Here is a 20087-nt window from a genome sequence, read left to right on the forward strand (position 1 = left end):
GCACCTGTCGCGGCCCGCTTCGCCGCCTCACGGGCAGCGCGGCGCGACGGGGGAACTGCTTCGCCGTCGGGCGATGAGTCGGGCATCAGGTGGGCTCCTGGGGGACGGGGGTTCCGGGAGGTCGTCCGGTGCTCTTCTCGACGTCGAGCGCTTGCTGGAGCAGGACGACCGCGGCGACCTGGTCAACGATGCTACGCGAAGATCGCTGTGATCTGCCCGAACTTCGCAGTGCCGCGTGTGCCGAGACGGTCGAGAGACGCTCGTCGACGAGCCGCACCGGGAAAGCGGATGCCGCCGCCAGGGCGGCGGCGAACTCGCGCGCGTCCTGGGTCGAAGCGGTGTCCTCGCCGCGCAGATTCATCGGCAGGCCCACCAGCAGCTCGACCACCGAGTACTCGTCGGCCAGCGCCACGATCCGCGCCACCGAGCGGTCGTCGCGCGGGACCGTCTCGACCGGCGTCGCGAGCAGGCCGTCGGGATCGCTCGTCGCGACACCCACGCGCGCCTTGCCGACGTCGATGCCGAGCCGTCTGCCCCGCCTGAACCCGCTCATCGGCACAGCCCGTTCACGCGCCGAGTGCGTCCTTCACGGCGGTCAGCGCCGCGGAAAGGGCCGCGGCATCCGTTCCACCGCCCTGCGCCACATCGTCGCGTCCACCGCCGCCGCCACCGAGGACGCCGGCAGCGCCCTTGGCGAGCACGCCGGCCTTGGCGCCGGCGGTGCGCGCCGCCTCGTTCGTGGCGACGATCACGACGGGCCGCTCGTTGACCACGGCGCCGAGGGCGACGACGGCGGCGTCGGAGCCCAGGCGCTCGCGCACCTGCAGCGCCAGCGAGCGGACGTCGTCGGCAGAGGCTGCCGTGCCGAGGGATTCGGCGACGACGAGCGTGTCGCCCACACGGGTCGCGGCCGCCGCCAGGGCGGGCAGCCGGTCGCCGAGCGCCTTGGACTCGAAGGCGGCGATCTTCTTCTCCGCAGCCTTGAGGCTGGCCTGCAGCTCGGCGATGCGCGCGGGCAGCTGCTCACGCGGCGCCTTCAGCGACGACGTGAGCTGCGACACGATGGCACGCTCGGCCGCCAGCGAGCGGAACGCATCAAGGCCGACGAGCGCCTCGACCCGTCGGTTCGACGCGCCGACCGACGACTCGCCGAGCAGGCTGATGAGCCCGATCTCGGCACTCGCCGACACGTGGGTGCCCGCGCAGAGCTCGCGCGACCAGGGACCGCCGATGTCGACCATGCGCACCGTGTCACCGTACTTCTCGCCGAACAGCGCCATCGCGCCGAGCGACTTCGCCTCGTCGAGCGGCAGCACCCGCGTCGTCACCTCGAGATTGTCGCGCACCGCGTTGTTGGCGATCTCCTCGATCTCGGTCTTGGTCGCGTCCGACAGTGCCTGACCCCACGAGAAGTCGAAGCGCATGTAGCCGGCGCGGTTCAACGAACCGGCCTGCGTCGCGGTCTTGCCGAGCGTGTCGCGGAGCGCCGCGTGCACCAGATGTGTCGCCGAGTGCGCCTGGCGGGCGGCGCGGCGGTTCGCGGCATCCACCACCGTGGTCGCGGGCTGACCCACGCCGACCTCGCCGGTCGAGACCTCGACGGTGTGGCTGATGAGCCCCGGAACCGGCTTCTGCACGTCGAGCACCTCGAGCTCGTAGCCCGGGCCGACGATGACGCCCTTGTCGGCGACCTGGCCGCCGGACTCGGCGTACAGTGCGGTCTCGGCCAGGATCACCTCGGCGATCTGGCCCACGCTCGCGCGGTCGACCGAGACGCCGTCGACGAGGATGCCGAGCACCTGCGACTCCGCCTCGAGGTCGGTGTAGCCGGTGAACACGGTCTCACCCTGCGCGCGCAGGTCGCGATACACGCTGGTGTCGGCGAGCTGGCGCTTGCGCGCCCGGGCGTCGGCCTTGGCGCGAGCGCGCTGCTCCTGCATGAGGCCGTCGAACGCGGCACGGTCGACGCTGAGCCCGGCCTCTTCGGCGATCTCGAGCGTCAGATCGATCGGGAAGCCGTAGGTGTCGTGCAGCAGGAACGCCTCCGACCCGGTGAGCGTCGTGCCGCCGGTCGCCTTCGTCTCGGCGAGCGACTCGTCGAGCAGGGACTCCCCCGCCGCGAGCGTGCGGAGGAAGGTCGCCTCTTCGGCCAGCGCGTACTGCGAGATCCGCGCCCAGTCGGCCTCGACGACCGGGTAGGCGTTCTTCATGGCGTCGCGGGACGCCTCGAACAGCACGCTGAACGTCGGTCCGTCGACGCCCAGGAGGCGCATGGAGCGGATGACGCGGCGCATGAGTCGGCGCAGGATGTAGCCGCGGCCGTCGTTGGCGGGCGTGACGCCGTCCGACATCAGCATGAGCGACGAGCGGACGTGATCGGCGACCACGCGGAACCGGACGTCGTCCTCGTGGTTCGCGCCGTACGTGCGGCCTGAGAGCTCGACCGCCTTGTCGAGCACCGGACGCACCTGGTCGGTCTCATACATGTTGTCGACGCCCTGCTTGATGAACGCGATGCGCTCCAGGCCCATGCCGGTGTCGATGTTCTTGTTCGGCAGCTCCCCGACGATGTCGAAGTCGTACTTCGAGCGCACGTTGGTGATCTCGTACTGCATGAACACGAGGTTCCAGATCTCGACGTAGCGGTCGTCGTCGGTGGCGGGGCCGCCGTCGATGCCGTACTCAGGGCCTCGGTCGAAGAAGATCTCCGAGCAGGGACCAGCGGGGCCCGGAAGGCCGGTGCTCCAGTAGTTCGTGTCCTTGCCCAGGCGCTGGATGCGCTCCTCGGGCAGGTCGGTGAGCTTCAGCCAGAGGTCGTGCGCCTCGTCGTCTTCTTCGTAGACGGTGACCCACAGGTCCTTCTGGTCGAAGCCGAGCCCGCCGTCGGCCTCGGGGCTCGTCAGCAGATCCCAGGCGTAGCGGATCGCGCCTTCCTTGAAGTAGTCGCCGAACGACCAGTTGCCGAGCATCTGGAAGAAGGTCCCGTGACGCGGGGTCTTGCCGACTTCCTCGATGTCGTTGGTGCGGATGCACTTCTGGTTGTCCGCGGCACGCGCGTACGGCGCGGGGACGTCGCCCGAGAGGTACGGGATAAACGGCACCATGCCGGCCACCGTGAACAGCAGGGCCGGGTCATCGGTCACCAGCGATGCCGAGGGGACGATGGTGTGGCCGTTCTTCTCGAAGTAATCGAGGAAGCGCTGTGCGATCTCGGCGGTCTTCATTCGGGTCCTTGCGTGTGCGTGCGTGCGTGCGTGGGCGTGCGTGTGAGGGCGGTCCGACGACGATGCGACGGTGCCCGGGACGGGTGGGGAGGGACGCGGGGTCAGTCGGCGAGCTTGTCGGCGGCGTCTTCGACGGCGTCCGACACGTTCTCGACGACACCGGACGCTGCGGCCCGGGCGGAGTTCGCGGCATCGGCGGCGGCATCCCGCACGTCGCCGACCAGGCCGGAGAACCGGGCTTCCTGCTCCCGGTACGCGTCACCCATGCGATCGGTGAACTCCGTGATGCGGGCGTCGACGTCGGCGAGGATCTCGTGGCCGCGCGGGTCCTTGTCCATCAGGTGTGCGAGCACGAACCCGCCGGCGATGCCGAACAGGAACCACAGGAGGTTCTTCATGTCACCACTTCCTCGCGGGGCCGCCGGGGCGCGGCATCCCACCATCGTATGCCGAAACGCTCATGGCGCGCCCAAACGAAGGCGTCGCACGGCGGGTACGACGAAGGGCGCCGGGAAGATCCCGGCGCCCTCCGTTCGTACGACTGCTGTCGCTGGGTTCGTGAACCGTCAGCGTGCCGCGTAGTACTCGACGACGAGCTGGACGTCGCAGACCACGGGGACCTCGGCGCGCTTCGGGCGACGCACGAGGCGTGCCTGCAGCTTGTCGAGCTCGACCTCGAGGTAGCCGGGAACGGGCGGCAGGACCTCGGCGTGACCGCCGAGCGCTGCGACCTGGAAGGGCTCGATGCCCTCGCTCTTGGCCTTGACGTGGATGAGCTGACCCGGCTTCACGCGGAACGACGGGCGGTCGACGAGCTGGCCGTCCACGAGGATGTGGCGGTGCACGACGAGCTGACGCGCCTGCGCGGTGGTGCGGGCGAAGCCGGCACGGAGCACGAGGGCGTCCAGACGCATCTCGAGCTGCTCGACGAGGTTCTCACCCGTCAGGCCCTGGGTGCGACGGGCCTCGTTGAACTGGATGCGCAGCTGCTTCTCGCGGATGCCGTACTGCTCGCGCAGACGCTGCTTCTCGCGGAGGCGGACGGCGTAGTCGCTGTCCTGCTTGCGCTTGGTGCGGCCGTGCTCACCCGGCGCGTAGGGGCGCTTCTCGAGGTACTTGGCTGCCTTGGGGGTCAGCGCGACGCCGAGGGCGCGGGAGAGACGGACCTTGCGGCGGTCCTGGGACTTCGTTGCCACGAAGTGTTCCTTTCGATGACGCGGCCGTGTCTTTCACGGCCCGCGGACGTATCGCCCTGTCTTCGCCCTGTCCGGACTGCACGCCGGGGCATGCCGGAAGGTAGGTCAGGAAGAGAGGGGATGCCCGAAAACTGCGTTTCGAGCCCCTCAACCTTACCAGATCCGGCGCCTGGCCCTTATGAGTGCTCCACGGCGACGCCGGCAGCCGCGCACGGGGCCGCTGCCGGACGATCCGCCGCGACGTGGAACGCGCTCATCGCTCGCCGTCAAGGATGCGGCGGATCTTCTCGAGGCGCGCCTGCACATCGCGTTCGGCACCGAGCGCCTTCGGCTCGTAGTAGCGGCGTCCGCGCAGCTCGTCGGGCAGGTACTGCTGCGCGGCGATGCCGATCTCGGCGTCGTGCGGGTACACGTACCCCTTGCCGTGACCGAGGCGCTTCGCACCCGGGTAGTGCGCGTCGCGCAGGTGGACCGGCACGCGTCCGAAGCCGCCGGAGCGCACGTCGGCGATCGCCGCATTGATGGCCAGGTACGCGGCGTTGGACTTGGCGGTCGTCGCCAGATAGGCGGTCGCCTCGGCAAGCGGGATGCGGCCCTCGGGCATTCCGATGAACTGCACGGCATCGGCGGCCGCCACCGCGATCGGCAGAGCCTGGGGGTCGGCCAGGCCGATGTCTTCCGCGGCCGAGATGATGAGGCGCCGCGCGATGAAGCGCGGGTCCTCCCCCGCCTCGATCATCCGCGCCAGATAGTGCATCGCGGCATCCACATCAGATCCGCGGATGGATTTGATGAAGGCGCTGATCACGTCGTAGTGCTCATCGCCCTGCCGGTCGTAGCGCAGCAGCGCGCGGTCGACCGCCTGTGCGACGTGCTCCGGGGTGATCACGGGGACATCCGCCGTCGCATCCTCCCCGTCGTCATCCGTCTCGTCGTCGTCCTCGTCTGGGGTGGGGACGGCGAGCGACGCCGCGGCCTCGAGCGCCGTCAGCGCCCGGCGGGCGTCGCCCGAGGCCAGGCGCACGAGCGCGTCGCGGGCTTCGTCGCCGAGCGCGACGGCACCCGAGAGGCCCCGGGGGTCGGCGACCGCCCTGTCGACGAGCATGCGCAGGTCGTCGTCGGTCAACGGCTTGAGCGTGAGCAGCAGCGAGCGCGACAGCAGCGGCGAGATGATCGAGAACGACGGATTCTCGGTGGTCGCGGCGATGAGGACGACCCAGCCGTTCTCGACGCCCGGGAGCAGAGCATCCTGCTGCGCCTTGGTGAAGCGGTGGATCTCGTCGAGGAACAGGATGGTGGACTGCCCGTAGAGATCGCGCTGGGTGAGCGCCTCCTGCATGACCTCGCGCACGTCGCGCACGCCGGCGGTGACCGCGGACAGCTCGACGAAGCGCCGGCCAGACGAGCGTGCGATGGCCTGCGCGAGCGTGGTCTTGCCGGTCCCCGGAGGGCCCCAGAGGATCACCGACGTCGCGGCGCGGGCCGCGGCCTCGGGATTCGCGAGCGTCACGAGGGGCGAGCCCGGCCGCAGCAGGTGCGACTGCCCCGCGACCTCGTCGAGCGAGGTCGGGCGCATGCGCACGGCCAGGGGCGTCAGCCCCTGGAAGAGCGCGGTGGGACTCGTCACGTCACCAGGCTATCCCGCGCCGGCGACACCGGATCGGCAGCGGTTTGGCCGCCGTCGTGCGGGCCCGTAGGATCAAGCCGCCCGGGGGCCGTCCCGGGCGCACGCGCCGCACGACCCCCGCCGTGGAGACTCCCTCGGCGGCACGGAGGGCGAGCGGGCAGGGCGAAGCACCCGAGACAAAGGTGAACGAGGAGGTCACGTGGCGACCGGTGGCAAGAACCGCGATGCGCGGGCTGCGCGCGAACGCGCGCGACTGTACGAGGCCCGACGCCAGTTCCACGACGGGCAGGCCCGCCGCCGCACTCGCGACAACCTGATCGCCGGCATCGTCGGCGGTGTGATCGTCCTCGGCCTGATCGGTGCCCAGACGGCCTACTTCGTGGCGGGTCCGGGCGCCCCGGCGCCTTCGCCCTCGTCGACGCCGACTCCCACGGCGACGACGCCGGAGCCGACGTCCTCGCCGACCACGACGCCGGAGCCGAGCGCGACGCCGGCGCCGACCCCCTGACATCGCTCCTCTCGAGCCGCAACGGCATCGGAGGCGAGGCGTTCGCCGTACTAGGCTGTGAGCCGTCCTACTCCCTACAGACGGCGCGAGCCGCGATGAGGTGCATCCCGTGACTGCCGCAGCAGACTCCCAGCCCGAGACCGACGCCACCGAGTTCCGCGAAGGCGCCGACAACGAGAACCCGCCCACCGCGAACGACGCCGAGACGGTGGAGAACGCGGATGCCGCAGCCCCCGCCGACGAGGTCGTCGAGGCGGCGCCGACGGACGTAGATGGGGCGGCCCCCGACGCCGAGCCCGCCGCCGCCGAGGAACCCGTCGCAGCCGAGGAACCCGTCGCAGCCGAGGAGCTCGCTGACGCGGTGGAACCGGCTGAGGTCGAGGAACCCGCCGCGGCCGAGGAGCCCGCCGGCGAGGAACCCGCCGCGGCCGAGGAGCCCGCCGGCGTCGAGGAACCCGCCGCCGCGGAGCCCGCCGCCGCCCAGGAATCGGACGCCAACGAGACGCCCGCAGCCGACGCCGCCGCCGAGGGCGAGCCTGAGGTCGTCGACATCGAGGTCGTCGAGGTGGACGTCGTCGAGGTCGTGGACGAGTCCGGCGTCACCGAGGTGGAGGTCGTCGAGGTCGTCGTCGAGACCGCCCCGTCCTCCGCTGCCCCTTCTGCGGGCGAGCCCTGGGGCCGTGTGGACGACGACGGCACCGTCTCGGTCCGCGAGGCCGATGGGTGGCGGGTCGTGGGCCAGTACCCCGACGGCTCTGCCGAAGAGGCGCTCGCCTACTTCCAGCGCAAGTACAACGACCTGGCGAGCGAGGTGACGCTCCTCGAGGTGCGTCACCGCCGTGGCGGGGCATCCGCTTCCGACCTGCGCTCGACGGCCCGCACCATCAACGGCAAGCTCCAGGACGCCGCGGCCGTGGGCGATCTCGCGAGCCTCGTCGCCCGCGTCGCCGCGCTCACGAAGACCCTCGCGGCCGAGTCCGAGACCGAGGCCGTCGCCGCGCGCGAGGCCGTCGACGACGCCGTCAAGGCGCGCACCGAACTCGTCGAGAAGGCCGAGGCCCTGGCCGCCCGCGACCCGCGCACCGTGCAGTGGAAGCAGGCGACCACCGAGCTCAACGCGCTCTTCGACCAGTGGCAGGCGCAGCAGCAGAACGGACCGCGACTGCCCAAGTCGACCGCCCAGCAGCTGTGGAAGCGATTCCGTGACGCCCGAGCCACGGTGGACAAGCACCGCCGCGCGTTCTACGCGGAGCTGGACGAGGCGCACAAGGGCGTTCGCGACCGCAAGACCCGCCTGGTCGAGAGGGCCGAAGCCCTCGCCCCGAAGGGCGAGGACGGCATCCCCGCCTACCGTGAGCTGCTCGACGAGTGGAAGACCGCCGGTCGTGCCGGCAAGAAGGTGGACGACGCCCTCTGGGCGCGGTTCAAGGCTGCCGGCGATGCACTGTACGGCGCGCGGATCGAGCGCGAGACCGCCGACCTCGAGGCCTCCCGCGAGAAGATCGAGCAGAAGCGGGCGCTTCTCGAGGAGGCCAAGGCCGTCGCCGATGAACGCGACATCGCGAAGGCGCGTGCGACCCTGACGGCCGTGCAGCGGCGCTGGGACGAGGTCGGCCGGATCTTCCCGCGCGACACCGAGCGCTCGCTCGACGACGAGCTGCGTCGCATCGAGAACGGTCTGCGCTCACGCGAAGAGGCCGACTGGAAGCGCAACGACCCGGAGCAGAAGGCCCGCGCGAACGACATGACCCGCCAGCTGACGGATGCGATCAGCAAGCTGGAGGACGAGCTCGAGGCGGCCAAGAAGTCGGGTGACAAGCGGGCGATCGCGAACGCGACCGACGCGCTCGAGGCGCGGCGCACGTGGCTCAAGGCCCTCGGGGGCTGAGCCGCCGTTCGTGACGTCGTCGGCGCCCGGGTTCTCCACAGGCGGCCGGTGGCGGCATCCATCATCCTGCGACGGTGCGGCAGACTTCGGACGTGGGATCGCCCTTCCTCTACTTCGCGGATGACCGGCTGTCGAACGCCGAGCTGACCGCGGCGTGCCTCGACGGGCATCTGGTGTCACTCGGCGATGCCTACATGCCGGCCGATGCGGTCGAGACGGCGGCGCTCCGCGCCGGGTCGCTGGTGCGCACGCTCGGCGATACCCTCGCGGCCACGCATCTGACTGCGGCGTGGATCCACGGCGCACTGCCCGCGCCGCCGTCCCGCCATACCGTGCAGCGCGCCGTGGCGCGCCGGCTGCACGTCGTGCCCGATCGGCAGCTCGTCTACCGCGACCTCGCCGTCGCCCCGGAGGACCTGCACCTGATCGGAGGCGTGCACGTGACGACCGCCGAACGCACGCTCGCCGACCTGGCCCGGGTGGGCGACGCGCCGCACTCTCGGGCCGCGCGCCTGCTGGCGGGCTGGGATCCGGATGCCGCGACTCGCGCGATCGCGCGGCTCGAGGCGGGCACGCTCCCCCACAAGCACGCGGCCCTCGCCTGCCTGCGGGAGATGGCCGCCGCGGGTCAGGAGGAGGTGACGCGGTACACGTCGTAGACGGCGTCGATGCGCCGCACGGCGTTGAGGACCCGGTCGAGGTGGACGATGTCGCCCATCTCGAACACGAAGCGGCTGAGCGCCAGGCGGTCGTTCGACGTCGAGACCGTCGCCGACAGGATGTTTACGTGGTGCTCGCTGAGCACGCGCGTGACGTCGCTCAACAGGCCCGACCGGTCGAGCGCCTCGACCTGGATCTGCACGAGGAACACGCTCTTCGTCGTGGGAGCCCACTCGACCTCGATCATGCGCTCCGGGTCGTCCATCAGGGACTTGACGTTGGTGCAGTCCGTCCGGTGCACCGAGACGCCGCTGCCGCGGGTCACGAAGCCGATGACCTCGTCACCCGGCACCGGCGTGCAGCACTTCGCGAGCTTGACCAGGATGTCGGGGGCGCCGCGCACGAGGACTCCCGAGTCGCCGCCGCGCGGTGCGCGCGTCCGTCCGACGACCGGGAGGTCGATCGGACCGGTCGTCGTGTCGTTGGCGGCGACGAGCGCGGTGACCTTCTCGATCACGGACTGTGTCGAGACGTGACCTTCGCCGACCGCCGCGTACAGCGCCGAGACGTCCTCATAGCGCAGCAGATGGGCGACCTCGGTGAACGAGTCCTGGCTCATCAGCCGCTGCAGGGGCAGGTTCTGGCGGCGCATCGCGCGCGCGATCGACTCCTTGCCCTGCTCGATCGCCTCCTCGCGGCGCTCCTTCGTGAACCAGCCGCGGATCTTGTTGCGCGCCCGGGTGCTCCGGACGAAGCCCAGCCAGTCCTGGCTCGGCCCGGCATCGGGGTTCTTCGAGGTGAACACCTCGACGACGTCGCCGCTCTTGAGCTCGGATTCGAGCGGCACGAGGCGTCCGTTGACCTTCGCGCCCATCGTGCGGTGACCCACCTCGGTGTGCACCGCGTAGGCGAAGTCGACGGGGGTCGCGCCCGCCGGAAGGCCGATCACGCGGCCCTTCGGCGTGAAGACGTAGACCTCCTTGGCGCCGATCTCGAAGCGCAGCGAGTCCAGGAACTCGCCCGGGTCGGCGGTCTCGGCCTGCCAGTCCGAGATGTGCGCGAGCCAGGCCATGTCGGTGTCGAGGGACTTGGGGTCCGACTTGCCGCCGTTCAGCTGCTCTTTGTACTTCCAGTGCGCGGCGACGCCGTACTCCGCCTGCTGGTGCATCTCGTGCGTGCGGATCTGGATCTCGACGGTGCGGCCGCCGGGGCCGATGACCGTGGTGTGCAGCGACTGGTACAGGTTGAACTTCGGTGTCGCGATGTAGTCCTTGAAGCGACCCGGAAGCGGCGTCCAGCGTGCGTGGATCGCGCCGAGCACGGCGTAGCAGTCGCGAACGCTGCCCACCAGCACGCGGATGCCGATGAGGTCGTAGATGTCGTCGAACTCGCGGCCGCGCACCACCATCTTCTGGTATACGGAGTACAGCTGCTTCGGCCGGCCCATCACGCGACCGCGGATCCGCAGCTCCCGAAGGTCGCTGTCGACGGCGCCGATGACGTTCTGCACGTACTGCTCGCGCTGCGGGGTGCGTTGCTTCACCAGGCTGTCGATCTCGGCATACAGCTTGGGGTGCAGCACCGCGAACGAGAGATCCTCGAGCTCGGACTTGATCGCCTGGATGCCGAGTCGGTGCGCGAGAGGCGCGTAGATCTCGAGGGTCTCGGTGGCCTTCTTGCGCGCCTTCTCGGGCGGGACGAACCCCCAGGTGCGCGCGTTGTGCAGGCGGTCGGCCAGCTTGATGAGCAGCACGCGGATGTCGCGCGACATCGCGACGATCATCTTGCGGACAGTCTCGGCCTGGGCGCTCTCGCCGTACTTGACCTTGTCGAGCTTGGTCACGCCGTCGACGAGCATGGCGACCTCGTCGCCGAACTCGCTCGTGAGCGTCTCGAGCGAGTAGTCGGTGTCCTCGACGGTGTCGTGCAGGAGCGCGGCGGCGATGGCCCGCGGACCGAGTCCGAGGTCCGCGAGGATCTGCGCCACGGCGAGCGGGTGGGTGATGTAGGGCTCACCGCTCTGGCGCGCCTGCCCGCTGTGCGCCTTCTCGGCGACCGAGTACGCGCGCTCGACGATCGACAGATCGCCCTTGGGATGGTGTGTCCGCACCGTCCGCAGCAGCTGCTCGACGTCGTCGCGGCGCGCCGAGCGGGAGAAGATGCGCGGAACCAGGCGCCGCAGCGACGAGGACTGGGCGGGGGGGACGGTCTCTGTCATTCGATCCCCTCCCCTCCGCCGGACCTCACAATCCTACGCCCGAGCGGCGAGGCCTCAGGCCGGAGTCCCGGCCAGCTCGCGCGCCGCCACGACGCGCGAGTCGCGCGTCTTGATGGCCGGCTCGTTCTCACGCAGCAGCGAGTACAGCGGCGCCGCGACGAAGATCGTCGAGTACGCGGCCACGATCGTTCCCACGAAGATCGACAGCGAGAGGTCGGTGAGCGTCTGCGCGCCGGCCCAGATGAGACCGATGAACAGGATCGCGCCGGTCGGCAGGATCGCGACGATCGTGGTGTTGATCGACCGCACGAGGGTCTGGTTCACCGCGAGGTTGACGGACTCGCCGAACGTGCGCCCGGAGACCTCGCCATCCTCGCTGGTGTTCTCCCTGATCTTGTCGAACACGACCGTCGTGTCGTACAGGGCGTACGAGAGGATCGTCAGGAAGCCGATGACGGCCGCCGGCGAGATCTCGAAGCCGAACAGGGCGTAGACGCCGATCGTGATGACGAGCACGTCCACCAGGCCGATGATGGCCGAGACCGACATCTTCCAGGTGCGGAAGTACAGCGCCAGGATGATGAACGTCAGGGCGAGGAAGATCGCGAGGCCCCAGAGCGACGTTCGCGTGACGTCGGCGCCCCAGCTGGGACCGATGAACGCGTAGCTGACTTCGCTCTCGGGCACGTCGTACGCCTCGGCGAGGGCCGCGGAGATCTCGCGGCTCTCGGCATCCGTCACCTGATCGGTCTGGACGCGCACGGCGTCCTCGCCGATGGTGACGACCTTCGTCGTCGCGTCGGGCACCACGGACAGGACGGCGTCGGTCGCGAGCGACTGATCCACGGGCGACGCCACACCGCTGACGGTGAACTGGGACCCGCCGGTGAACTCGATCGAGAACTGGATCGGACGGAACAGCGGCACCAGCGCCGAGCCGATCACGAGGAGGGCGGCGATGAGGAACCACAGGCGGCGGCGGCCGACGAAGGGGAAGGACGTCTTGCCCGTGTAGAGGTCGTTGCCGAGCTGGCTCATGGAGCGCATCAGTCGTCTCCCTCCTTGGCGGTCGTGCCGGGTTTCGCATTGTCGGCGGCGGCCAGTTCGGCCTGCTTCCGCTCGGCGATCGTCTGGCGGCGGACGGCTTCGGCGCGCGACTTCGCGTTGCGGCGGCCGGCCGCGCCGGTGGCGACCACCGGTTCGCGGAACTGCGCGCGGCCGCGGTAGACCGCGCCCAGAGCCGTCGGGTCGAGTCCGGACAGCGGATGCCCCGACCCGAAGAACCGTGTGCGTGCCAGCAGCTGCAGAACGGGGTGGGTGAACAGGATGAAGATCAGGACGTCGATCGCAGTGGTGAGGCCGAGGGTGAAGGCGAAGCCCTTCACGGTCGAGTCCGCGAGGACGTACAGCACGACGGCGGCCAGGATGTTGATCGACTTCGAGATGTAGATCGTCCGCTTCGCGCGGCCCCAGCCGTCCTCCACCGCTGCGGTGATCGACTTGCCGTCGCGCAGTTCGTCTCGGATCCGCTCGAAGTACACGATGAACGAGTCCGCCGTGAAGCCGATCGTCACGATCAGACCGGCGACACCGGCGAGCGAGAGGCGGAAACCCATGCGCCAGGCGAGGATGCACAGCGTGACGTAGGTCAGCACCGCCATCACCGCCAGCGACGCGATGATGATGAAGCCCAGCGCGCGGTACACGATGAGCGAGTAGATCGCGACGAGCAGGAGGCCGATAAGACCCGCGATGAGGCCGATCTGCAGCTGCTGCGATCCGAGGGTGGCCGAGATCGAGTTCGAGCTCTCGACCGTGAAGCTGAGCGGCAGCGCGCCGTACTTCAGCTGGTCGGCGAGCACCTTCGCGCTCTCCTGCGTGAAGCTGCCGGTGATGCTCGGCTTGCCGTCGAGGATGACACCGTTCATGGACGGCGCCGACAGGACGTAGCCGTCGAGCACGAACGCGAACTGGTTGAGCGGTGCCTGCGCACCGTACAGGCGCTGGCTGATCTCGCCGAACGTCGTCGTTCCGTCGGCGTCGAACGAGAGGTTGACCGCCCACTGGTTGTTGTTCTGCTGCAGACCGAACGTCGCGTCGTCGATCGACGAGCCGTCGAGCTCGACCGGGCCGAGGATGTACTTGACGGTGCCGTCGGCGTCGCACGTGATCAGCGGCTGGTCGGCCGGGGCGTTCGCGGGGTCGTTGGCCGGGTCCGCGCAGTCGTAGGCGGCGAACTGGGCCTGCAGCGCGGGCGTGATCCACGCGGTGTCGCTGCCGTTGGTCGGCGAAGTCGTCGGCGTCGCCTGGAGCGAGGGGTCGGGCGTCGGGTACGGCGTCGCGTTGCCGTCGTCGCCGACGAAGGTGTTCGCCGGCTCGCCGGCGTACAGCACCGCGCGCAGCTGGAGCTGCGCGGACGCCTCGATGCGGTTGCGCGTCTCCTCGTCGGCCTGACCGGGGATCTGGACGACGATCTGGTTGCCCGCCTGGGTCGTGACCTCGGCCTCGCCGACACCGGAGGCGTCGACGCGCTGACGGATGATCGTCACAGCCTGCTGCATCTGCTCAGGCGTCGGGTCCGCACCGTCCTCGGTCTGCGCCTCGAGGACGATCTGGGTGCCGCCCTGAAGGTCGAGGGCGAGGGCCGGGGTCCAGGAGCTCTGGCCGAACACGTACACGCCGAGGGCGTTGATGCCGAACAGGATCGCGGTGATCGCGAGGAGTCCGGTCAGCGCGCGCCATGCATGCCGGACGGGAGTGGATGTCGCCACGTCTTTGCTTTCTTGAGAGCCCGAACGGGCGAACGGACGTGCTTCAGCCCTGCGACTTGGTGCCGGGCTCGGCGTCGGGGTCGATCTTGTCCTTGCCGGCAGCGGTCTGGTCGTCGCTGATCGAGGTGATGTCGCCGTTCGCGACACCCTCGGCGTACTCGGCGTGGCTCTCCTCGGCGGCGAGGTACTCGTCCTCGGTGACGACACCGACCTCGGGCGTCACGACGCGCAGGATGGCCTGGCTGTGGACCTTGATCTGCACGCCGGGCGCGAGCTCGACGATCGCGGGCTGGTCGAGGTTGTCGGCGTCGTACGAGACGATCGTGCCGTAGAGGCCGCCCTGCAGCAGCACCTCGGAGCCGGGCACCGTCTGACGGGCCTTCTCCTCCTGCTCGGCCTTCTGCTTCTGCATGCGGCGGCGGGAGCTCCAGAACATGAAGACGAGGAGCACGACCAGCAGGATGATGAGGCCGTAATTGCTCAGGAACGTAGCGAAGTCCATGGGAGCTGGAAGCACCTTTCGGATGAGGCAGTGGCCGCGGGCGGCGTTGCCTTGCAGGCGGGGGTGGGCGGAAGCCTCCAGCGATTATAGGTCATCGAATCCCAGCACCGAGTCGGCCGCCGGCACCCCCAGGTGGGCGTACGCCTCCGGCATGGCGATGCGTCCTCGGGGCGTGCGTCCCATGAAGCCGATCCGCACGAGGTAGGGCTCGACGACGGACTCGATCGTGTCGGGTTCCTCCCCCACCGCGACGGACAGCGTTCCGAGCCCCACCGGGCCGCCGCGGAATCGGCGCACGAGAGCGTCGAGCACGGCGCGATCCAGCCGGTCGAGGCCGATCCTGTCGACGTCGTAGAGGTCGAGCGCGGCGTCGACGGCGGCGATGTCGGCACCGGTCCGGCCGTGCACCACCAGGTAGTCGCGGACGCGACGCAGCAGGCGGTTCGCGATGCGGGGTGTGCCCCGCGAGCGCCGTGCGATCTCGGCACGAGCCGCCGGCGGCAGCGTGACGCCGAGCATCGCCGCCGAGCGCTCGATGACACGCTCGAGCTCTTCGGGCTCGTAGTACTCGAGGTGGGCGGTGAATCCGAAACGGTCGCGCAGCGGGTTCGGCAGCAGCCCCGACCTCGTGGTCGCGCCCACGAGGGTGAACGGCGCGAGGTCGAGGGGGATGCTCGTGGCCCCCGCCCCCTTGCCGACCATGATGTCGATGCGGAAGTCCTCCATCGCGAGGTAGAGCATCTCCTCGGCCGAGCGCGCCATGCGGTGCACCTCGTCGATGAAGAGCACCTCGCCCGGCGTGAGGCTCGACAGCAGCGCGGCGAGGTCGCCCGCGTGCTGGATCGCGGGACCGCTCGAGAGGCGCAGCGGGCGCCCGCTCTCGTAGGCGACGATCATCGCGAGGGTCGTCTTGCCGAGCCCCGGAGGCCCCGACAGCAGGATGTGGTCGGCGGGCCGCTGCTGGATGCGGGCCGCGTCCAGCAGCAGCTGCATCTGGCCGCGCACCTTCTGCTGTCCGACGAACTCCGCGAGCGACGAGGGGCGCAACGCGCCCTCGATGGCGAGCTCGGTCTCGTCGACGGGCTCGTCGGCTTCGCGCACGTCAACCACTCACCGGCTCCTTCCGTGCGGGCCCGAGCGTCGAGAGCGTGCGTCGCAGGAGCGCGGGCACCGATGCCCGATCCGCGTCGGTTGCCTCGGCGGCGACAGTGTCGACGGCCTCGATCGCGACACGCTCCGACCAGCCGAGCCCGATCAGGGCCTCCACGACTTGTGACGGGATCGTGGCCGAGGGGACGGCATCCGTCCCGCCCGTGGCTGCGGGCCGCGTCACCGCGATCTTGCCGGCCAGCTGCACCACGATGAGCTTGGCGGTCTTCGGGCCGATCCCCGAGACGCGGCGGAACGGCGCATCGTCGTCGGCCGAGACGGCGTCGGCGATCTGCGGCACCGTCAGAGTGGCGAGCACGCCGAGCGCCGACTTCGGACCCACGCCGGTGACGCCGAGGAGGAGACCGAACACGGTCAGCTCTTCGCGCGACTGGAAGCCGAACAGCGACAGGGCGTCCTCGCGGACGATGAGCGACGTGTGGAGTGTGATGTCATCGCCGAGGTGGGTGCCGCGGGCGACCTGCGGCGTCACCGCCACGTGGAGGCCGACTCCCCCGACCTCGACGACGACCGCATCCGCATCGACGTGCACGGCGGTGCCGCGGACTGAGGAGATCATGGATCGAGCCTACGGTGCGATTCGGACGTTTGTTCGAGCGACACGCAGCCGTCGTTGCCGTTCGGCGCTCCTGGCCAGCGTCAGCGGCGTGCGACGCGCTCCGCGTCGGCCCAGGCGCGCTGCGCCGGGGTGAGGGGGCCGGACGTCGGCGCAGCGGGAGCCCCGCGCCACGCGTGGCAGAGCGCAAGGGCGAGCGCGTCCGCCGCATCGGCGGGCTTGGGAAGCTCGTCCAGCCGCAGCACGCGGGCGACCATGGTCTGCACCTGTCGCTTGTCGGCGTTGCCGTAGCCGGTGATCGCGGCCTTCACCTCTGACGGCGTGTGTGTGGCGGCTGCGATGCCGCGCTCCCCCGCGACGAGGAGGGCGATGCCGCTCGCCTGCGCGGTGCCCATCACCGTGGCGCGGTTGTGCTGGGCGAACACGCGCTCCACCGCGACCACGTCGGGAGAATGCGCGTCGAGCACGGCACGCAGCCCGGCGGCGATCAGCGCCAGCCGCTCCTCGATCGGGGCGCCCGGATCGGACCGGACCACCCCCACGTGCACGAGCGTCGCGGAGCGGTCGGGTGCGACATCCACGACACCCACGCCGCAGCGCGTCAGTCCCGGGTCGATCCCGAGCACGCGCAGACGACCGCGAGAGGTTCCGGATGCCACTCCCCCACGCTAGGCGAGGATGACGGATGCCGCGGCCAGGCGCGCCTGGCCGCGGCATGGTCCACGTGCTCAGTCCTCGTCGCTCTCGAGCTCTGCCTGCACTTCAGCGGTGAGGTCGAAGTTGCTGTAGACGTTCTGCACGTCGTCGCTGTCTTCGAGGGCGTCGATGAGGCGGAAGACCTTGCGCGCGGTGTCGGCGTCGACCTCGACCTTGAGGTTCGGGACGAACTCGACATCGGCCGACTCGTAGTCGATGCCGGCATCCTGCAGCGCCGAGCGGACGGTCACGAGGTCGGACGCCTCGGTGATGACCTCGAAGCCCTGCGCGTGCGGCTCGACCTCTTCGGCACCGGCCTCGAGGACGGCCAGCATGACGTCGTCCTCGGTAGTGGTCTCGCCGCCGACGACGATGACGCCCTTGCGGGTGAAGTTGTACGCCACGCTGCCGGGATCGGCCAGTGTGCCGCCGTTGCGGGTGAGTGCGGTGCGCACCTCCGCCGCGGCGCGGTTCTTGTTGTCGGTCAGACACTCGATCATCAGGGCGACGCCGTTGGGTCCGTAGCCCTCGTACATGATCGACGAGTACTCGACCGACTCGCCGCCGATGCCCGCGCCTCGTTTGATCGCGCGGTCGATGTTGTCCTTCGGCACGGAGGTCTTCTTGGCCTTGAGCACCGCGTCGAACAGCGTCGGGTTGCCCTGAAGATCGGGGCCGCCGAGCTTCGCCGCCACCTCGATGTTCTTGATGAGCTTGGCCCACGACTTCGCACGGCGAGAGTCGATGACCGCCTTCTTGTGCTTGGTCGTTGCCCACTTGGAATGCCCGGACATGGTCCTCCTGTATTCACGCTCGTCGGCGGGTCGCGTCGACCGGCGCCATCCGGCGCGGCCACCGCCGACGGACAATTCTATTCCCCGGGCGCAGCGCGTTCGCGATCAATGCTCTGCAGCACCGCCGCGCACCGGCGTTCGCCTCCCGCGGGCGGTGCCTACAGGGCGAACTCGAAGCCGAACCGTGACGAGAGCAGCGCGACGAGGTCTCGCGGCACCTTCGTCAGGTACGCCGGCGCCGGCCCCAGCGTCTCGGCTGAGCCGATGAAGGGGAAGTACACCGGCCCGTCCGTGAGCTGCTCCACGCGATCGCGCACGGCGACGATCTCGCCGCCGACGCGGCGGAGGCTCGGAAGGGTGATGGGAGAGGCGAGCCGCAGCGTGTCGCTGATCGGCATCCGCCAATGAGGCAGGTCGTCGCCGCGACGCTCCCGCGTCTCCTCGCCGAGAGGACCGAGGACTCTCCCCCATGCGGCGATGCCGGGCACCGGAAGGGTCCGGTCCCAGACGAACAGCGTGTCGCCCGGCTCGGTGAACCCGACGAGTTCGTGCGACCACTCGAATCGCCGCTCCTCCGCCGCCTTCGGGGCCGACAGCGCATCGCCGACGACGCCGCGCGACGGGGCGATCATCCAGTAGCGCTCCTCCGGGTGCTCGCGCCACCAGTCGTTGATCGTCATGAGTCAGAATCTACCCCGACGTGTCGTCCGCACGTCGTCAGCGCTGCCGCTCGCGCACCATGTCGAGGAACAGAGTGTGGAAGCGGTGCTCGCCCGTCACCTCGGGATGGAACGAGGTGCCGAGGAGCGAGCCCTGGCGGACCGCGACGACCCGCCCGTCATCCAGCACGGCGAGGCGCTCGACGCCGTTGCCGGCCTCCTCGACCAGCGGGGCTCGGATGAACACCGCATGGACGGGCGGCTCGCCGAGGGTCGGCACGGAGAGGTCGACCTCGAACGAGTCCACCTGGCTGCCGAACGCGTTACGGCGCACCGTGACGTCCAGTCCGCCGAACGTCCGCTGACCCACGATGCCGTCGGTGATCCGGTCGGCGAGCAGGATGAGGCCGGCGCACGTGCCGTAGACCGGCATGCCCGCCGCGATGGCCTCGCGCACGGGCTCGCGCATGCCGAACGCGCGGGAGAGCTTGTCTATGACGCTCGACTCGCCGCCGGGGAGCACGAGCCCGTCGATGGCGGCGAGCTCCGCCGGGCGGCGCACGGTCGTCACCTCGGCGCCGAGGTCCGTGAGCACGCGCACGTGCTCACGGACATCCCCCTGCAGTGCGAGGACGCCGACCCGCGGAGCCGGCGTCGTCACCAGCCGCGCTCGGCGAGCCGGTGCGGGGCGGGGAGGTCGGAGACGTTGATGCCCACCATCGCCTCGCCGAGGCCGCGCGACACGTCGGCGATGACCTTCGGGTCGTCGTAGAACGTGGTGGCCTTGACGATCGCGGCGGCGCGCTGGGCGGGGTTGCCCGACTTGAAGATGCCCGAGCCGACGAACACGCCGTCAGCGCCCATCTGCATCATCATCGCGGCATCGGCAGGCGTGGCGACTCCGCCGGCGACGAACAGCACGACCGGCAGCTTGCCGGTCTCGGCGATCTCCGCCACCAGATCGTAGGGCGCCTGCAGCTCCTTGGCGGCGACGTACAGCTCGTCCTTCGACATCGACGTGAGTCGGTTGATCTCGCCCGAGATGGTGCGGATGTGCTTGGTGGCCTCCGACACGTCGCCGGTGCCCGCCTCGCCCTTCGAGCGGATCATCGCGGCGCCCTCGTTGATGCGCCGCAGGGCCTCGCCCAGGTTGGTGGCGCCGCACACGAACGGGACGGTGAAGCCCCACTTGTCGATGTGGTTGATGTAGTCCGCCGGCGACAGCACCTCGGACTCGTCGATGTAGTCGACGCCGAGCTCCTGCAGCACCTGCGCCTCGACGAAGTGGCCGATGCGGGCCTTCGCCATGACCGGGATCGAGACGGCGTCGATGATGCCGTCGATCATGTCGGGGTCGCTCATGCGCGAGACGCCGCCCTGGGCGCGGATGTCGGCCGGCACGCGCTCGAGCGCCATGACGGCGACCGCACCGGCGTCCTCGGCGATCTTCGCCTGGTCGACGGTGACGACGTCCATGATGACGCCGCCCTTGAGCATCTCGGCGAGGCCGCGCTTGACGCGGTCGGTTCCCGTGTCGGTGGTCACGAGCTTTCCCTTCGAGTGGAGCGCCGCAGCGCAACGGGTGAGGACAATGCGGGTATTGGCCTAGGCCAAAAGA

Annotated in this window: 19 protein-coding genes; 3 read left to right on the forward strand and 16 right to left on the reverse strand. The window is 70.1% G+C overall.

Going from position 1 to position 20087, the window contains the following annotated elements:
- Positions 1–85: 85 nt before the first annotated feature.
- From ruvX to VIP82_RS09885, 5 genes are all read right to left on the reverse strand, one after another.
- Positions 86–553: a Holliday junction resolvase RuvX gene (ruvX, locus tag VIP82_RS09865; protein WP_331908073.1), complete on the reverse strand. Its 468-nt coding sequence runs from the start codon at positions 551–553 to the stop codon at positions 86–88.
- Between the two features lie 13 nt (positions 554–566).
- Positions 567–3224: an alanine--tRNA ligase gene (gene alaS, locus VIP82_RS09870; RefSeq protein WP_331908075.1), complete on the reverse strand. Its 2658-nt coding sequence runs from the start codon at positions 3222–3224 to the stop codon at positions 567–569.
- 101 nt (positions 3225–3325) lie between these two features.
- Positions 3326–3622: an ATPase gene (locus tag VIP82_RS09875; protein WP_331908077.1), complete on the reverse strand. Its 297-nt coding sequence runs from the start codon at positions 3620–3622 to the stop codon at positions 3326–3328.
- A gap of 168 nt (positions 3623–3790) precedes the next feature.
- Positions 3791–4420 carry a 30S ribosomal protein S4 gene (rpsD, locus tag VIP82_RS09880; RefSeq protein ID WP_018170803.1) on the reverse strand — a complete coding sequence of 210 codons (630 nt, stop codon included), beginning with the start codon at positions 4418–4420 and terminating at the stop codon, positions 3791–3793.
- A 253-nt stretch (positions 4421–4673) separates the two neighbouring features.
- Positions 4674–5996, reverse strand: a complete 1323-nt coding sequence (locus tag VIP82_RS09885) for a replication-associated recombination protein A (protein ID WP_414684651.1) — start codon at positions 5994–5996, stop codon at positions 4674–4676.
- A 250-nt stretch (positions 5997–6246) separates the two neighbouring features.
- Between VIP82_RS09885 and VIP82_RS09890 the strand changes: the two genes are divergently transcribed.
- The 3 genes from VIP82_RS09890 (at position 6247) to VIP82_RS09900 (ending at position 9102) form a co-directional block, all read left to right on the forward strand.
- Complete coding sequence (locus tag VIP82_RS09890) at positions 6247–6555, forward strand: dioxygenase (protein WP_331908081.1); 309 nt, start codon at positions 6247–6249, stop codon at positions 6553–6555.
- A gap of 109 nt (positions 6556–6664) precedes the next feature.
- Entirely contained in the window at positions 6665–8443 is a 1779-nt protein-coding gene (locus VIP82_RS09895; protein ID WP_331908083.1) for a DUF349 domain-containing protein, read from the forward strand.
- 92 nt (positions 8444–8535) lie between these two features.
- Positions 8536–9102, forward strand: a complete 567-nt coding sequence (locus VIP82_RS09900) for a type IV toxin-antitoxin system AbiEi family antitoxin (RefSeq protein ID WP_331908085.1) — start codon at positions 8536–8538, stop codon at positions 9100–9102.
- Here VIP82_RS09900 and VIP82_RS09905 read toward each other — a convergent pair.
- The 11 genes from VIP82_RS09905 to pdxS form a co-directional block, all read right to left on the reverse strand.
- The gene (locus VIP82_RS09905; protein WP_331908087.1) at positions 9072–11321 is read right to left on the reverse strand and encodes a RelA/SpoT family protein; all 2250 of its coding nucleotides are present in this window, start codon (positions 11319–11321) and stop codon (positions 9072–9074) included. The two genes, VIP82_RS09900 and VIP82_RS09905, sit on opposite strands and share 31 nt — an antisense overlap.
- A 54-nt stretch (positions 11322–11375) precedes the next feature.
- The gene (secF, locus tag VIP82_RS09910; RefSeq protein WP_331908090.1) at positions 11376–12368 is read right to left on the reverse strand and encodes a protein translocase subunit SecF; all 993 of its coding nucleotides are present in this window, start codon (positions 12366–12368) and stop codon (positions 11376–11378) included.
- A complete protein-coding gene (gene secD, locus VIP82_RS09915; protein ID WP_331908092.1) occupies positions 12368–14092 on the reverse strand; it encodes a protein translocase subunit SecD in 1725 nt (574 codons plus the stop codon). The genes secF and secD overlap by 1 nt, the downstream gene beginning before the upstream one ends.
- A 43-nt stretch (positions 14093–14135) precedes the next feature.
- On the reverse strand, positions 14136–14594 hold the full coding sequence (locus VIP82_RS09920) for a preprotein translocase subunit YajC (RefSeq protein WP_308867256.1): 459 nt from the start codon (positions 14592–14594) through the stop codon (positions 14136–14138).
- Positions 14595–14678: 84 nt separating this feature from the next.
- Positions 14679–15704, reverse strand: coding sequence for a Holliday junction branch migration DNA helicase RuvB (gene ruvB, locus VIP82_RS09925; protein ID WP_331908094.1), 1026 nt, complete (start codon positions 15702–15704; stop codon positions 14679–14681).
- Positions 15697–16323, reverse strand: a complete 627-nt coding sequence (ruvA, locus tag VIP82_RS09930; RefSeq protein WP_331908096.1) for a Holliday junction branch migration protein RuvA — start codon at positions 16321–16323, stop codon at positions 15697–15699. Before ruvA ends, ruvB begins: the two co-directional genes overlap by 8 nt.
- An 80-nt stretch (positions 16324–16403) precedes the next feature.
- Positions 16404–16979, reverse strand: a complete 576-nt coding sequence (ruvC, locus tag VIP82_RS09935; RefSeq protein ID WP_331908098.1) for a crossover junction endodeoxyribonuclease RuvC — start codon at positions 16977–16979, stop codon at positions 16404–16406.
- 69 nt (positions 16980–17048) lie between these two features.
- The gene (locus tag VIP82_RS09940) at positions 17049–17810 is read right to left on the reverse strand and encodes a YebC/PmpR family DNA-binding transcriptional regulator (protein WP_331908100.1); all 762 of its coding nucleotides are present in this window, start codon (positions 17808–17810) and stop codon (positions 17049–17051) included.
- Positions 17811–17968: 158 nt separating this feature from the next.
- Entirely contained in the window at positions 17969–18490 is a 522-nt protein-coding gene (locus tag VIP82_RS09945; protein ID WP_331908102.1) for a hypothetical protein, read from the reverse strand.
- Positions 18491–18527: 37 nt separating this feature from the next.
- Positions 18528–19133 carry a pyridoxal 5'-phosphate synthase glutaminase subunit PdxT gene (gene pdxT, locus VIP82_RS09950; RefSeq protein WP_331908178.1) on the reverse strand — a complete coding sequence of 202 codons (606 nt, stop codon included), beginning with the start codon at positions 19131–19133 and terminating at the stop codon, positions 18528–18530.
- Positions 19127–20014 carry a pyridoxal 5'-phosphate synthase lyase subunit PdxS gene (pdxS, locus tag VIP82_RS09955; protein ID WP_331908104.1) on the reverse strand — a complete coding sequence of 296 codons (888 nt, stop codon included), beginning with the start codon at positions 20012–20014 and terminating at the stop codon, positions 19127–19129. Before pdxS ends, pdxT begins: the two co-directional genes overlap by 7 nt.
- Positions 20015–20087: the final 73 nt, after the last annotated feature.

The organism is Microbacterium sp. (assembly GCF_036566905.1).
Classification (GTDB): Bacteria; Actinomycetota; Actinomycetes; order Actinomycetales; family Microbacteriaceae; genus Microbacterium.